Genomic DNA, 13,816 nt, shown 5'->3' with positions numbered 1-13,816 from the left:
TAATTATTTTTTATAATTAGCTGCCGCTTCTTCGGGAGTGATAGTCTGTACCGGATTCTTTTCGTCCATCTGCCACACGAACCAGCCATCATCATACAATTTAATGTTTTTCCAACCATTTTCATAGGCCATTAGCCAGGGAATAGTTGCTCTCCAACCGGTTCCACAGTAAAAGGCAATTTCATTATCTTTTGTTATACCTTGTTCAGCCCACATGGCTACCGCCTTATCAAAGTTAATGAATGTTCCGTCTTCATTGAGGTAGTCAGTTTCATCATGTCCCCAAACTGCTCCTTTAGGTTCGCCAGCTCTTTTAATGTAACTATAGCCGCTTTTCTTACCCGTAAATTCATCTAAACTCCGAATACTTACTAATCTAAAGTTCTTGTCTTTTGCCAGCTTATCTTTAACTTCGTCAGTCGCTAAAACATAGTCCGGATGGGCAGGTATAGTAACCCCGAATTCTTTTGCAGTTGCTTGTGCAGTTTCTATACCGTCCTTAGTTGGATACCCAGCTTTTTTCCAAGTGTTCAATCCACCATCGAGGACTTTTACATTTTCAACACCAGCCCAGATACATACGAATGCGACTCTCGCTGCACCTGAGTCTGCACCATAAACGATTACATTAGTATCTTTCGTTATACCATAATTTTTCATTACCTGGGTAATTTCCGCGCCTGTTCTGATATCCCATTTCTTTTCTTCTTCGATTTCATCTGTATTTAGATGGATCGCTCCCGGAATATGTGCTTCTGTGTAGGCTTTATCCTCGCTAACCTGGCCCCAAGCGGCCTCAATAATTACATAGTCTTTGGACTCCGGTTGTTCACCGTCAATGACACTTTTTACCCAATCTGCGGATACAAATACCTTTGTCTTTTCGACTGCCTTAACCGTCGGAGTTTCTGCCGCAGGCTTTTCCGGTGTAGCGGTGGAACTACAGCCAGTTGCAAATGTTGCTACCATCGCAATACAAATAAGGACGATAAGTAATTTCTTTTTCATTAATGTTTTCTCCTCACAAATTTTTAGCTTGAGCCTTTATATGGTACAAATTAGCGGCTCTCTCGATAAAATAATAACTGCAGATTATCGGAGAGAATATCAATTTTCACCCCCATATTCTTAGAACTATACATCTATAGTTCAAGAAATGAATATAACCAAGCTAAATGTTATCATCGATATCTGGTTATGTAAATATAATATCACCATATATTTATGTGATAGATTTGCAAATGCTTATGAGTCCGACAACATGGCGTTAATCTATGGGATATATTGGGAAAATTAACAAATAAGCCATTGCACTCAGGGGTGATTTTCGCTATAATCTAACTAGTTGAATACCTGAAGATAGAGGCGGGTCAAACAAGAGTAGCTAAGATGAGGTTGGAGAGATACCTATGATCCTTAGCGAAAGGGGATGGCTCCGAAGGGTGGATTTTCTCTTTAATTCCATGCCTGGTTCCCGGATTAAGAGTCCTTGAACTGTCACCGTATTGCGGTGAAGTGCTATCGTTTTGTGTGCATTATTTAATTTTTATTAATTTTGTTTATAACAAGGCGTCAGCTCAATCTGCGCCTTGTTTTTCATGTTCTGAAGGAAAAATTGTCTGGGGTTATCATGGCAAGCGTAGGTTAGTTGGTGGGTTGGTTGTGCATATTATAGAGCTTATCCCTGCTGAAACTGATAAAAACTAAACTGATGTTAGATCAAATAATTCGTTAAACAAAATAAGAGTAATAAGAGGTAAGGAGTGGGAATATGTCATTTGGAAGAATTCTAACAGCAATGGTTACACCTATGAACGAGGGACTAGAAATTGATTATAAAGAAGCGGGGCGTTTAGCTTTACATTTAGTTGAGCATGGTAATGATGGGATTGTCGTCGCGGGGACAACCGGGGAATCCCCGACAATTTCCTCTGAAGAAAAGCTTGAATTATTTAAAGTCGTTAAAGAAGCCGTAGGCTCGCGGGCTGTCGTTATTGCCGGAATCGGCTCAAACACCACAGAAGGAAGTATTGCATTAGCCAAAAAGGCAGCCGCAATTGGAGTAGACGGGCTGATGGCGGTGGTACCCTATTACAACAAACCTTCTCAAGAGGGCTTATATCAGCATTTCCGAAACATAGCCGCTGCGACTCCGCTTCCCTTAATGCTTTATAATATCCCGGGCAGATGTTCGGTGAATATGCTCCCTGAAACCGTGCTCAGACTCAGCGAAATTCCCAATATAACAGCGCTTAAGGAATCCAGCGGAATGATGGATCAGCTCAGCGAACTAAAGCGCATTCTGCCTGAGAATTTTGCTATCTATAGCGGGGATGACTCCCTAACTTTGCCTATGCTGGCTTTGGGCTCTACTGGTATCGTCAGTGTGGCCGGACACGTGGTTGGTGACGAAATGAGAAACATGATCGACTCCTGGTTTGCCGGGGATACTCAAACAGCTTTACAATGGCATTTGAAGCTAACTCCCCTGTTTAAAGGGATTTTCGTAACCGCCAGCCCAGTACCGATTAAATACCTGTTGAAGTATCAGGGGATTAATGCCGGTGGAGTAAGACTTCCTTTGGTCGACGCTGTCGAAACTGAAAAAGCATTTCTGGATGATTTATACCACCGAATTAAAGGTTAAAATGACAAGTTTTACTTGTCGGACAAAACTGTAATATTATACTTTAATCTAATAAGATTTTATTATAAAATAGGGTAGACCCCCATGCTGCTACTAAGGCGGCATCATCAGAGGATGAAAATAGGTCTTGGGGCTTTTTCTGGGTTAAATTTTAATAAAAATATAAGGAGAATAAAATGGGGAAAACAATCGCTGAGAAAATATTTGATGCACACAGGGTAAACATGCCGTTTCCGGATACCCATGTCTTAAAACTGGATAGAGTTTTCTGTCATGAAATTACCACACCCATTGCCATCACAGATCTTATGGCCAGGGGAATGGACAGAGTCTTTGATCCTACAAAAATTAAGGCGGTCATCGACCATGTCACACCTGCCAAAGATTCTAAAACTGCTGAGCAGGGAAAGATTCTCCGGGATTGGGCGAAAAGACATGGTATCAAAGACTTTTTTGACATCGGGAGAAATGGTGTTTGTCATGCAATATTCCCGGAAAAAGGATTCGTAAGACCGGGCTATACAATTATCATGGGGGATTCACACACCTGTACCCATGGAGCTTTTGGAGCTTTTGCTGCCGGTGTCGGGACTACTGACCTTGAAGTAGGGATACTTAAGGGTATCTGTGCCTTCCATTTCCCAAAAACCATTAAATTTGTGCTTAATGGCAGCTTAAAGCCGGGGGTTTATGCCAAAGACCTGATCCTTTTTATTATCAAAGAACTGACGGTAAACGGGGCAACAAACATGGTCATAGAATTTACCGGACCGGTGATCGAGGGAATGTCCATGGAATCACGTATGACATTATGCAATATGGCTATTGAAGCCGGAGGCACTTGTGGCATATGCTACCCGGATATGACAACTGTTGAATACCTGTGGGAATTCATTAAAGACGAATTTAACACAAAAGATGACGCTTTGCTGGAATACTCAAAATGGACTTCCGATGCGGATGCGTCTTATGAAAAAGTCTATGAATATGATGTCTCGACCTTAGAACCAATGGTTACTTTCGGATACAAACCAGACCAAGTAAAATCAGTCAAGGAAATGTCTGATACAAAAATTGATCAGGTGTATATAGGAAGTTGTACCAATGGTCGTATAGAAGATCTTAGAATTGCTGCTAGTATCATTAAGGATAAGAAGATAAGCGATGACGTACGGGCCATTGTAAGCCCTGCAACCCCGGCTATTTATTCCTTGGCTTTAAAAGAAGGTCTAATTGAGATTTTTCAAGACGCAGGTTTTTGCGTTACAAACCCAACCTGCGGAGCTTGTCTGGGCATGAGTAATGGGGTGCTTGCTAATGGTGAAGCCTGTGCTTCTACAACAAACCGAAATTTTAATGGCAGAATGGGGAAGGGCGGTACAGTTCATTTGATGAGTCCTGCTACTGCTGCAGCTTCAGCGATTGAAGGAAAAATAACCAACTCACAATTGTATAAAGCTTGAAATATCGGAGGGAAAGATGAAAGAATTTAGCGGAAAAGTCTTATTCTTGGATAGAAGTGATATCAATACCGATGAAATCATTCCGGCCAAATATCTTACCGAAATTACCAAGGAGGCCTTGCAACCTTATTTATTAGAGGATTTGACACTTCCTGGATTTAACAATAAAGAAGATATTCAGAACAAAACTGTGCTTGTAACAAGAGCCAATTTTGGTTGTGGGTCTTCCAGAGAGCATGCTCCCTGGGCCTTGGAAGTAAATGGAATCAATGTGGTGATAGCTGAGAGCTTTGCCCGGATCTTCAGACAGAATATGTATAATTGCGGTATGTTAGCAATTGAATTGCCGGCCGATAAGCTGGACTATCTTTTTGAGAACTGCGCGGGGAAAGACACTTCAATAACAATTGACATTGATCGTAATAAGATTATTGTCACCTCATCAGACCAATCAGAGGAAATTGATTTCCAAGTCGGCGAGTTTGACAAGACACTTGTCAAAGAAGGCGGCTGGGTTGGTTACGCTGATTCAAACTATTGATTCATAAGTCAATTAGTCATTGCACAATGTCGAGCCTTTAACCCTGTATAACTATTTTGTTATGCAGGGCTTTTATTTTACGTGAGAATTGCAGAATACGGGAAAAGTAAAGATAACCCTTAGTCTATCAACTATCAAACCATCCTTTGCTCTTGAACCACAAGAACATTAAAACGCCGATACAAGTCATTATTCCTAAAACTAGGAAATAACCATATTTCCAGGTTAACTCCGGCATATAATCAAAGTTCATGCCATAAATTCCGGCTATAAAAGTTAATGGAATAAAAATTGTAGTGATCACCGTCAATACCATCATATTTGTATTCATTCGATTTGAATTTATGGATAAATAACTGTCACGGAGATCAGAAGTTATTTCCCGGCTGGACTCAATCATATCCGAGAGTTTTAATAAATGGTCATGTATGTCAGAAAAATATATTTTATGCTCTTTGAAGCCTGGGAGTCGTTCGGAATTTAAGATTCTATATAACAAATCTCTCATTGAAGATACGGTTCTTCTTAATTTCAATAAATCCCCTCTTATTTGAAATACCTCATCTAACAGTTTATGAATAAGCTTGCGATCTAGATTGGCATCCAAAGCATCTAATTTATCTTCAATCTTATAAACAGCCGGAAAGAAATGATCAACTATTTTATCAAAAATTTGGTGTGCTACAAAAATAGACCCTTTTTCCCAGTGAGATCGATCTCCGGTAACTCGTTCCCAAGCTGCATCAATCTCAGGCAAGCTATCCGTATGGAAGGATATCAGAGAATTTTGCTCAACAAATAAGGATACCTCCGAGGGGTCGAGAGTATCGTCTTTCAAAGCATTAAGAATGAAAAAGGTGTACCCTTCATAGTAGTCTAGTTTGGGTTTGTTCAAGGAAAAAAGGGTATCCTCGATAGCCAAGGGATGAAACTTAAAGTGCTTTTGTAACAATTCTATTTCAGACTCGTTAGGGTTATCAAAATCAATCCAATACCATTGCAGGTCATGATCATTTAAGCTATCTAGACTGAAGTTGAAATAAGGCTCCGAGTCCTTCTTAAATCCAAAGGTTCGAATCAAATTAACTCATTCCCCTGTCTTGGTTATAATATTTATTAACATGATAATTCTAACAGATAACTCATTAATTCGCATTAATTGCCTTATCGCTTCTAAAGATGTTTAGGTTTGTCCTGTAGCTTGAAATTGAATTTTGATATAATATGTACGAGACAGTTGGGTCAGCACTATTTTATGCAAAACTTTCAACTTACGAATTAACTGGGGGGAACTTTCATGAGTGCATGTTTATGGCCTGGGAAAAATCCAATGATGCAGCTGTATCACGACCAAGAGTGGTGCAGACCAAGTCATGATGATTCATATTTATTTGAAATGCTTACCTTAGAAGGTGCTCAATCAGGATTATCCTGGAATATCGTACTTTCTAAAAGAGAGGAATACAGAAGAGCTTTCCGCAATTTTGATATTGTCTATTGCTCCAAGCTAAGCGACGAAGAACTAGAGGAGATCAGAACTCAATATAATGTTATTAAACATCAATTAAAGCTAAAATCCGTTAGAAACAATGCCTTAGCTGTTCTCCAAATCCAATTAGAATTTGGAAGTTTCTCGAATTTCTTATGGCGCTATAGTGATTTTAAACCGATAATCAATAATTGGGAATTTGATGGACAGATTCCTGCGCAAACTACACTTTCAGAACAAATCAGTAAAGATTTAAAACGAAGAAGTTTTAAATTCGTGGGTTCAGTAACTGTCTACTCATTTATGCAAGCAATCGGCATGGTCGATGATCATATAAGATCATGCCCACACCATACAAATAATAGATGAGCTTCTGATCAAGCTCTTATATTAGCTAAACGAAATGGTAAAAATCCTACTATTTTAATTGGCCAGCATGCTAGATAAAGTAATCTATAAATAATCTCCTATGGGAACGCCTGCTATGAAAAAATGAGGTGGTTTACAGTGAGTACTTGTATAAACTGTGTTTGGGAGGAATTCAGTCTACCCCTCAAAAGGTTTATCAAGAAACGGGTTGCCAATAAACAGGATGCCGAGGACATATTTCAGGAGATTTTTTTAAAAATCCATAAAAATATCGGCAGCGTGATGAATGAGGATAGACTTCATGCTTGGATATTCAGAATAGCCCATAACACTGTTAAGGACTACTATAGGAGAAATAACCTTAAGTTGGAAAGCACGGATCTTGGCGAAGATCTGGAAAGCAGTACCGCTGAAGAAACTTCTGCGAATACTGAAATAGCATCCTGCTTAAAAATTATGGTAGACAGTTTACCGGAGACCTATAAGCAGGCTATTCTGCTGACAGAATTTCAAAGCATGACTCAGAATGAGTTGAGTGAGAAGTTGGGTATTTCTCTATCAGGGGCAAAATCCAGAGTTCAGCGGGGAAGGAAAATGCTTAAAGAAATGCTCTTAGGCTGCTGTCAGTTGGAAATTGACAGCAGAGGGAATATCATCGACTATAAGCATAAAAGTAGTGAATGCAAATATTGTTAAGGAAATGGACGTAAAGCTGCGTCCTTTTTTCTTTGCCTGCGTCTTTATTAGTAAAGACTATTTAATGAAAACTGATGGAGGGTATTTATGACAGACACTAATGAAGAGATTAGAGACTTTATTAGAAAAAACTATGCAGAGGTTGCCCGAAAAGGAGCTGAAGGAGGCTGTTGCGGGGGCGGATGCAGCTGTAGTGGTTCTCCGGTAGATATCAGTGAAATATCCGCTAGAATTGGGTATAGCGCGGGGGATCTTTCAAGTGTGCCGCCTGAAGCTAATATGGGTCTGGGATGCGGAAATCCAATCGCTATCGCAGCTTTAAAAGAGGGGGAAGTAGTTCTTGATCTGGGAAGCGGAGGGGGGGGTGATTGCTTCCTTGCCAGAAGGCAGGTAGGGGAAACCGGATATGTGATAGGGGTTGATATGACCCCGGATATGGTTAAACTGGCAAGGAAAAATGCTGAGAAGAGTGGGTATACCAATGTTGAGTTCAGATTGGGGGAAATTGAACATTTGCCTGTAGCCGATAGTTCAGTGGATGTTATCCTCTCGAATTGTGTTATCAACCTTGCTCTGGATAAGGAACAGGTGTTTAAAGAGGCTTTAAGAGTTCTTAAGCCCGGTGGAAGATTATCAACGTCCGATGTTGTTACTACAGCTCAATTACCTCAAACTATTAAACAAGACTTAGGGATGATTGCCAGTTGTATTGGCGGTGCCGAATATGTGGAAGACATCAAAGCAATGTTGCAGAATGTCGGCTTTAAGGATATTCGCTTGACTCCCAAGGATAACAGCAGAGAGATTGTAATGGCCTGGGCTCCCGATAAGAATATTGAAGATTTTGTTGCTTCTTATATTATCGAGGCAAGAAAATAAGCGAGTGAGATTATTAAACCCTCCTATGTACGTTCTTCAACGGGTAAATACTGTTAAAGGTAAGGATTAATATGATAAAAGAAGCCTGAAAGGGCTTCTTTTATCATATTAATCCAGTGTCTTCGTGCGCCAGCCAATTTTTCTAGTAAGCGAAGCTTGTTCTTTATGCCTTGTTGTCTCCGCCGAAACGACCCGCACCATATTTAAGCAAATTTCCGAAATACTAGTTTTCTTTTCAGAGATCATAATGTATAATACTCATATAATCGCTTAAACGAATATAAGATTATTAAAAAAGGTTAAGCAAGAGGTGATTTCAATGGAAAAACTGTTAGATGCCTTAAAGGCCCTTTCTGACGAAACCCGATTAAGGATTTTAAACCTGTTATTTGAAAAGGAACTCTGTGTTTGCGATATCATGGAAACCTTACAGATCTCACAAGCTAAAGCATCGAGGCATTTGATCTATCTAAAGAATGCCGATTTGGTGAAAGACCGCAAGCATGCCCAGTGGGTTTACTATTCCTTGGCTATCGATGAACGGATCAAGTTTATAGACAGCTTGGTCTATGACAACTTGAGGAATCTGGAACTATATCAGAATGACCTGCAAAACTTAAAGGATTGGTTAAAGCGCAAGACTGTGAACTGTGATTAGATTTGGGAGGATGATTGAAGTGGAAAAGGTCAAACAAGCCAGGTTATCGTTTTTAGACAGATTTTTGACCCTTTGGATATTTATTGCCATGGCAGTCGGGGTTTTGGGGGGGTATTTCTTTCCTGACTTAGCAACGTCACTGAGTGAATTCAGCACCGGAACAATATCCTGGCCGATAGCCATCGGTCTGATTATCATGATGTATCCACCCCTGGCCAAGGTGAAGTATGAAGAGATCGGAAAAGTTACAGAAAATAAAAAGATATTTTCCTTCTCACTGATCCAAAACTGGATTATCGGACCTATTTTGATGTTTGTCCTGGCTGTATTGCTCCTGGGAGATAAACCCGGATTTGCCATTGGTCTTATTATCATAGGACTTGCCCGGTGTATTGCTATGGTTATCGTTTGGAATTCCCTGGCCAAAGGGGATAATGAATATTGTGCGGCTTTGGTTGCGTTGAATTCTATTTTCCAAATTCTTTTATACACGGTCTATATTTATATCTTTGTCACTCTGATACCTAAGTGGCTGGGACTTTCCTGGGGAGGTCAGGTTGTTGATGTTTCTATGTGGGAAGTAGCCAAGAGCGTTCTGATTTATTTGGGGATTCCTTTTGCAGCAGGCTTTTTGACCCGCTTCAGCCTGATAAGAATTAAAACAAAAGAGTGGTACGAGAAGGTATTCATTCCCAAGATTTCTCCCCTAGCTTTGCTAGCACTCCTTTATACCATTGTCATTATGTTTATAACCAAAGGAGAACAGATTATTAATAATCCCGGAGATGTGGTTAGAATTGCCATACCCATGTTAATTTACTTCGCCATTATGTTCTTTGTCAGCTTTTATATGTCCTTAAAAGGCGGTTTCAGATATGACCAAACGGTAACCCTGGCTTTTACAGCCGCAAGCAATAATTTTGAACTTGCCATAGCCGTTGCCGTAGCTGTCTTCGGGATCGCTTCAGATGTAGCTTTCACGGCAGTCATCGGTCCTTTAGTAGAAGTGCCGGTCATGATTGCTTTAGTGAATTCAGCTCTCTTCTTCAAACGCAAGTATTTTGATGAAAATGGCCTGCCAAAATACAGCCAATAGAAAGGAGTAACTATGACTCAGAAAATAAAGGTTGCCTATATTTGCGTTCATAACTCCTGTCGGTCACAAATGGCAGAGGGGATATAAAGTTGAGATGCTATGGCACCTCATGTAATTTGGGGAGAGAGAAAGAATTGGAGGGGTAATCATGAATATTGGAATTTTCCCTTGTAAGGCCGTTGTATTGTAAGCTGAGATTATTATCTAGGGAGTTGATCGTTTGTTTATTTTTGAATGGTTAAATAACCAATTGCTTAAAATGGAGTGGCTTAGTAACTTAGTTAAGCTCCTGGTAGAAAACGTCTTTGGGTTAAGCATCCAGGAACGCTTAGGTGGAAGCATCCATTTCTATATTTATGATGTCATAAAAATCTTCATTTTACTTTCAGTCTTAATCTTTACAATTTCCTATATCCAAAGTTTTTTCCCACCGGAGAGAACCAGGAAGATATTAGGCAGATACAAGGGGATTTCAGCCAATATTTTAGGCGCTTTACTTGGAACGGTCACCCCCTTTTGTTCCTGCTCATCCATTCCCTTGTTCATAGGCTTTACCAGTGCAGGTCTGCCGATTGGGGTGACTTTTTCATTTTTAATATCTTCTCCTCTTGTCGATTTAGCCTCGGTTATTTTACTGGCCAGTATTTTTAACTGGAAAATTGCCATAGCCTATGTGGTTGTTGGGATTGTCCTGGCAGTGATTGGGGGTACAATCATTAGTAAGGCGAAGCTTGAGAAGTATGTAGAATCCTTTGTCTTTGGCAATAAGATACTTGAGGTGGATCAAGAAGAGCTGACGACTCGCGAAAGAATGGAATATGCCAGGGATCAGGTCTTAGACATTATTAAAAAAGTATGGCTCTATATTCTCATCGGGGTGGGAATAGGGGCTGCCATCCACAACTGGATTCCTGAAAACATAATTTCAGCAGTCCTGGGCCAGGATAAATGGTATTCGGTCTTGTTAGCCACCCTTGTGGGTATACCAATGTACGCGGATATCTTCGGAACCTTGCCCATCGCTGAAGCATTAGTATTAAAAGGGGTAGGCATTGGAACTGCCTTATCCTTCATGATGGCTGTAACAGCACTTTCACTGCCCTCCATGATCTTGTTAAAGAAAGTTGTCAAGTTGAGACTTTTAGCGATCTTTGCGGGTATTGTTACTCTGGGAATTCTTATCATTGGCTACTCTTTCAATGCCTTTGGTTATTTATTAATGTAGTCTAAGTTTAACATTTCCGAAAAATTATTGACGGCTGTCATGGATGGGGTGTAGTTAAAGTTCTTAGAGTTTATAATGGCGTATTTATTGGGGTTTGGGGTTAATTAGCTTTTCAATCTTATGTTGATATTCTAATAACAAAGTTAGGGAGTGGATTAGCGTGATTATAAAGATTTTGGGTTCTGGATGTAAAAACTGTGAGACTCTAAAAGAAAATACGGAGAAAACATTAAAAGAGACCGGCATAACGGCGGAAATTATTAAAGTCAACGACCTTAAGGAGGTTATGGCCTATGGGGTAATGTCGACCCCGGCCTTAGTGATTGATGAAAAGGTTGTTTCTGTTGGTAAGGTTTTAAAGCCGAAGGAAATAGCTAAAATTCTCGAAAATCATAAGTGAAATTGGTTTAGCCTCAGGCTTTTTTTCTGACTTACGGTGATGTCATATTTATACAGAAATAGAGTGGCTCGACAATGTGCGTGCCACTCTATTTCTATTGCCCGTTTTTGGATTTCCTTGACGATTGTATTTAAGTCATAAAATACATTATAATATTATCAAACAATTGCTTCATGGGCAGAGCAAAACAAAAAATGGATTTGAGGGATTATTGTGGAAGAGCAGATTGTATCCATGAAGAGTGATTTTTTTAAGGCTTTAGCGCACCCTACCCGAGTACGTATCCTCGAACGACTTGCGAAAAACGACGAAGAAGTGTGTGTTTGCGAACTAATTGAGGATTTGGGAGTTGAACAGTCTAATTTATCCCAACACTTAAGTATTTTGCGCAAACAACAAATTATAACATCGACTAAGGTGGGCTTAAAAGTTATGTACCGCATCAAATATCCTGAAGCACTAGCTATTCTGGAGAAGGTCCATAAGATTCTCGCCCAACAATTTCAAGAAGGGGAAGCTTTGATGAGGCACCTTACCGACCGCTAGAAGCGTAGAAATATGCATGAAGCGTAAAATTAAGTTATTAGTGTTTTAGAAAGCAAATTATAGGCCCTGTTATAAGAGTTCAGGCTACACTACACCTGGGCTCTTTTTTTATGCCTTGGTTCTGCTTGGTTTACCAAAATGCAGGTTCTCTTCTTCTATACATAATCCATAGTTTATTTATAACCAAATGAATTGGAAGGGCGCTGCCATGTCATTAGCCGCTTTTTGTTACATGGGTGCAGCTGCGGGGTCTGCCCATGGAAAAATAATCTATTAATAAGAGCGGGGTTGTCCTGGTTCAAAGATTTAGTAAGGGATCAGTCCACACTCCTCTAAAATTTGCTGACCTTGCTTGCTTAAAATCAAGTCCAGGAAATCTTTTGCCGGTTCCGGATTTTCCGCATTTTTCGGGATAGCAATGGCAAATTCAATGGGTGCACCGGGAATAGTGATCATCTCGCCGGAATTCTTTCCCTGCAAACTCACGGTAGACTGGCTGTAATAGTTCACATAGGCCGGGTTCGAGAGGTTTATCTTTTCCGGAAGAGTCAGATATCTCAGGCCAAACTGATTCACCACACAGAGGTATTCAAAGCCATAGTCTAGTTTACCTACCAACACATCAGAGGCCAAATCATAGGATTTGGGATAAATCAAGTCCCCCCTGCACATCTGGTCCAGCTGATTAAAGAGACCCGGCCGGCCGTAATATTGCTCCGACAGCTGCCAGACCATCAGTGTTCGATAACCGCAGGGGTCTAAATGTTGGTTAGACCGTCCATAGGTGACTTCTTCCCTAAGCAGGATATCAAACCAGTTCAGGGCATTGATTTCCCCACTGCCCCTGGAAAACTCGTTGAAAGCCAAGACAATTTGGTCGTTGGCAAAGATATAGTATTTGTCTATATACTCAGGCCCAAGCAGCTCAGCAAAGAGCAGGGGGTCTGCCAAAGCCAAGATATCCACCACCTTGCCCTCACGCACTTGTCTGGCACAGGCACGGGAACCATAGGACTCCAGCTCAACCTTTAGCTCCGGACGAGCATCTTGCAGCAACTTGGCACATTCCGCCACCGGTTTGCGCAATGCCCCGGCGTGTAATATTTTTAAGTTTTGCTGATGACTCATTTTTCCTTCACCTCCTGCTGGTACTGCTCTAAAAAAGCTTGCATTTTGATCACTTTTTCAGTAATTAACTGTACACAATAGTCCAACGCCTGGTGACCTTCGGGGCTTAACTGGTAGGATCGTCGGGCGGGGCCGGTGTGGGCAGTTTCCCACTGAGAAAGGACTAGACCATCATCTTCCATCCTGCGAAGGTTGCGGTAAATGGTGGCTGGATCCGCCTCGATTTCGGAGAAGCCTGATTCATTAATCTTTTGAATTAACTCGTAACCATGAGCCGGCTTATGAGCCAAAAAATTAAGCAGAGCCGGTACCAGCATCTTATCTATGCGCCCGGCAATATAAGCAAAGGCGGGGTTTTGCGCTTCTTCTTTCACAGACTCACCTCGAAATTCCTTCTGCATCTAACATTCTTCTTCCGTTACATAAAACCTGCTAATGTGGTAATTAGCCTGCAGGGCAGTTTCCAAAATCTGATCATAGGATATCCTTTGGGAGTCATAGAAAACAATAACATCCCTGTGCTTTAACTGATACTGGAGAATTCCTTCTAACTGTTCCAGGATTTGCTGCAGACTTGTTTTGTTCTCTTCATCAATATCCAGAGTTATTTCCCCGGTGACCATACTCTACCACACCCTGTTAATTATTTATACCTAAAATAAGAGAATACTCTCCTTAG

16 protein-coding genes and 1 riboswitch are annotated in these 13,816 nt (G+C 40.7%); of the genes, 11 read left to right on the top strand and 5 right to left on the bottom strand.

Translation table 11 applies throughout. From position 1 onward, the window contains the following. Positions 1-3: 3 nt before the first annotated feature. Entirely contained in the window at positions 4-1,008 is a 1,005-nt protein-coding gene (locus BLS16_RS19035) for a sulfurtransferase (protein WP_092335239.1), read from the bottom strand. 344 nt (positions 1,009-1,352) lie between these two features. Next, positions 1,353-1,529: riboswitch (Lysine riboswitch) on the top strand. Positions 1,530-1,771: 242 nt separating this feature from the next. Between BLS16_RS19035 and dapA the strand changes: the two genes are divergently transcribed. From dapA to leuD, 3 genes are all read left to right on the top strand, one after another. Then, positions 1,772-2,647, top strand: a complete 876-nt coding sequence (gene dapA, locus BLS16_RS19030; RefSeq protein ID WP_092335238.1) for a 4-hydroxy-tetrahydrodipicolinate synthase — start codon at positions 1,772-1,774, stop codon at positions 2,645-2,647. A gap of 176 nt (positions 2,648-2,823) precedes the next feature. Next, positions 2,824-4,110, top strand: a complete 1,287-nt coding sequence (locus BLS16_RS19025; RefSeq protein ID WP_092335237.1) for a 3-isopropylmalate dehydratase large subunit — start codon at positions 2,824-2,826, stop codon at positions 4,108-4,110. A 16-nt stretch (positions 4,111-4,126) separates the two neighbouring features. Next, complete coding sequence (leuD, locus tag BLS16_RS19020) at positions 4,127-4,651, top strand: 3-isopropylmalate dehydratase small subunit (protein ID WP_092335236.1); 525 nt, start codon at positions 4,127-4,129, stop codon at positions 4,649-4,651. Positions 4,652-4,778: 127 nt separating this feature from the next. Here the strand turns inward: leuD and corA are convergent, their stop codons facing one another. Continuing rightward, on the bottom strand, positions 4,779-5,732 hold the full coding sequence (corA, locus tag BLS16_RS19015) for a magnesium/cobalt transporter CorA (RefSeq protein WP_092335235.1): 954 nt from the start codon (positions 5,730-5,732) through the stop codon (positions 4,779-4,781). A 216-nt stretch (positions 5,733-5,948) separates the two neighbouring features. Between corA and BLS16_RS19010 the strand changes: the two genes are divergently transcribed. The 8 genes from BLS16_RS19010 (at position 5,949) to BLS16_RS18975 (ending at position 12,009) form a co-directional block, all read left to right on the top strand. Further along, complete coding sequence (locus BLS16_RS19010; RefSeq protein WP_092335234.1) at positions 5,949-6,509, top strand: DNA-3-methyladenine glycosylase I; 561 nt, start codon at positions 5,949-5,951, stop codon at positions 6,507-6,509. A gap of 138 nt (positions 6,510-6,647) precedes the next feature. Beyond that, entirely contained in the window at positions 6,648-7,205 is a 558-nt protein-coding gene (gene sigZ / locus BLS16_RS19005; protein ID WP_092335233.1) for an RNA polymerase sigma factor SigZ, read from the top strand. 87 nt (positions 7,206-7,292) lie between these two features. Continuing rightward, entirely contained in the window at positions 7,293-8,084 is a 792-nt protein-coding gene (locus BLS16_RS19000) for an arsenite methyltransferase (RefSeq protein WP_092335232.1), read from the top strand. 319 nt (positions 8,085-8,403) lie between these two features. After that, positions 8,404-8,742: an ArsR/SmtB family transcription factor gene (locus tag BLS16_RS18995; RefSeq protein WP_092335231.1), complete on the top strand. Its 339-nt coding sequence runs from the start codon at positions 8,404-8,406 to the stop codon at positions 8,740-8,742. Between the two features lie 10 nt (positions 8,743-8,752). After that, positions 8,753-9,838 carry an ACR3 family arsenite efflux transporter gene (arsB, locus tag BLS16_RS18990; protein ID WP_092335230.1) on the top strand — a complete coding sequence of 362 codons (1,086 nt, stop codon included), beginning with the start codon at positions 8,753-8,755 and terminating at the stop codon, positions 9,836-9,838. Positions 9,839-10,058: 220 nt separating this feature from the next. Further along, the gene (locus tag BLS16_RS18985; protein WP_092335229.1) at positions 10,059-11,063 is read left to right on the top strand and encodes a permease; all 1,005 of its coding nucleotides are present in this window, start codon (positions 10,059-10,061) and stop codon (positions 11,061-11,063) included. 160 nt (positions 11,064-11,223) lie between these two features. After that, complete coding sequence (locus tag BLS16_RS18980) at positions 11,224-11,463, top strand: thioredoxin family protein (protein ID WP_092335228.1); 240 nt, start codon at positions 11,224-11,226, stop codon at positions 11,461-11,463. Positions 11,464-11,676: 213 nt separating this feature from the next. Beyond that, complete coding sequence (locus tag BLS16_RS18975; RefSeq protein WP_092335227.1) at positions 11,677-12,009, top strand: ArsR/SmtB family transcription factor; 333 nt, start codon at positions 11,677-11,679, stop codon at positions 12,007-12,009. A 306-nt stretch (positions 12,010-12,315) separates the two neighbouring features. Here the strand turns inward: BLS16_RS18975 and BLS16_RS18970 are convergent, their stop codons facing one another. The 3 genes from BLS16_RS18970 to BLS16_RS18960 are packed head-to-tail and all read right to left on the bottom strand — an operon-like array spanning position 12,316 to position 13,760. Beyond that, on the bottom strand, positions 12,316-13,137 hold the full coding sequence (locus BLS16_RS18970) for an extracellular solute-binding protein (RefSeq protein WP_092335226.1): 822 nt from the start codon (positions 13,135-13,137) through the stop codon (positions 12,316-12,318). Then, positions 13,134-13,538 (bottom strand): PadR family transcriptional regulator, encoded by a 405-nt coding sequence (locus BLS16_RS18965; protein WP_242876372.1) that lies wholly within the window; start codon positions 13,536-13,538, stop codon positions 13,134-13,136. Before BLS16_RS18965 ends, BLS16_RS18970 begins: the two co-directional genes overlap by 4 nt. Next, positions 13,539-13,760: a hypothetical protein gene (locus BLS16_RS18960; RefSeq protein ID WP_092335225.1), complete on the bottom strand. Its 222-nt coding sequence runs from the start codon at positions 13,758-13,760 to the stop codon at positions 13,539-13,541. Positions 13,761-13,816 lie beyond the last annotated feature (56 nt).

It is taken from the genome of Desulfosporosinus hippei DSM 8344, assembly GCF_900100785.1.
In the GTDB taxonomy this organism is placed as follows: domain Bacteria; phylum Bacillota; class Desulfitobacteriia; order Desulfitobacteriales; family Desulfitobacteriaceae; genus Desulfosporosinus; species Desulfosporosinus hippei.
Note: the sequence above shows the minus strand (reverse complement) of the source record. Positions and strands in the feature narration are given on the sequence as shown.

Excerpts from the sequence above, each read along its gene's own strand:
- BLS16_RS19035 (WP_092335239.1), bottom strand. The coding sequence starts at position 1,008 with ATGAAAAAGAAATTACTTATCGTCCTTATTTGTATTGCGATGGTAGCA.
- dapA (WP_092335238.1), top strand. The coding sequence starts at position 1,772 with ATGTCATTTGGAAGAATTCTAACAGCAATGGTTACACCTATGAACGAG.
- BLS16_RS19025 (WP_092335237.1), top strand. The coding sequence starts at position 2,824 with ATGGGGAAAACAATCGCTGAGAAAATATTTGATGCACACAGGGTAAAC.
- leuD (WP_092335236.1), top strand. The coding sequence starts at position 4,127 with ATGAAAGAATTTAGCGGAAAAGTCTTATTCTTGGATAGAAGTGATATC.
- BLS16_RS19010 (WP_092335234.1), top strand. The coding sequence starts at position 5,949 with ATGAGTGCATGTTTATGGCCTGGGAAAAATCCAATGATGCAGCTGTAT.
- BLS16_RS19000 (WP_092335232.1), top strand. The coding sequence starts at position 7,293 with ATGACAGACACTAATGAAGAGATTAGAGACTTTATTAGAAAAAACTAT.
- BLS16_RS18995 (WP_092335231.1), top strand. The coding sequence starts at position 8,404 with ATGGAAAAACTGTTAGATGCCTTAAAGGCCCTTTCTGACGAAACCCGA.
- arsB (WP_092335230.1), top strand. The coding sequence starts at position 8,753 with ATGATTGAAGTGGAAAAGGTCAAACAAGCCAGGTTATCGTTTTTAGAC.
- BLS16_RS18970 (WP_092335226.1), bottom strand. The coding sequence starts at position 13,137 with ATGAGTCATCAGCAAAACTTAAAAATATTACACGCCGGGGCATTGCGC.
- BLS16_RS18965 (WP_242876372.1), bottom strand. The coding sequence starts at position 13,538 with ATGCAGAAGGAATTTCGAGGTGAGTCTGTGAAAGAAGAAGCGCAAAAC.
- BLS16_RS18960 (WP_092335225.1), bottom strand. The coding sequence starts at position 13,760 with ATGGTCACCGGGGAAATAACTCTGGATATTGATGAAGAGAACAAAACA.